This is a genomic window from Paenibacillus zanthoxyli JH29 (assembly GCF_000520715.1).
In the GTDB taxonomy this organism is placed as follows: Bacteria; Bacillota; Bacilli; order Paenibacillales; family Paenibacillaceae; genus Paenibacillus_AQ; species Paenibacillus_AQ zanthoxyli.
Genome location: NZ_ASSD01000453.1, coordinates 1 through 333 on the forward strand (window position 1 = coordinate 1; position 333 = coordinate 333).

Consider the following 333-nt stretch of genomic DNA (forward strand, 5'->3'; position numbering starts at 1 on the left):
CTCCAGACGCTGCCTGCGCCCATCAGGAAGGTGGGTATTCCGGCAGCTACCAGGCATAGCGACCAGTCCCGGAAGCCCAGGGGAATCGTCTTGAAGATCGGCTGAAGAACGGAAATATACATGACGGCCAGCATCAGCAGTACGGACGAAAGCACCGCGAGCACAAGGTATTTATTCTGGAACGGGTTCCGGTGGAACACGGAGCGTGAGCTCCGGCAGTCGAATACATGAAACAACTGGGCCATAACGAGAGTCGCAAACGCAACGGATTGTGCCCGGATCAGCTGATCCGGATTAGCCGGAGCTATGCGGAGCGTCAGCCAGAAGGCCGCC

Annotated in this window: 1 protein-coding gene; it reads right to left on the reverse strand. The window is 58.0% G+C overall.

The genetic code is table 11. From position 1 onward, the window contains the following. The coding region (locus tag L691_RS29245) for a cation transporting ATPase C-terminal domain-containing protein (RefSeq protein WP_036737297.1) at positions 1-333 on the reverse strand (333 nt) is incomplete at both ends.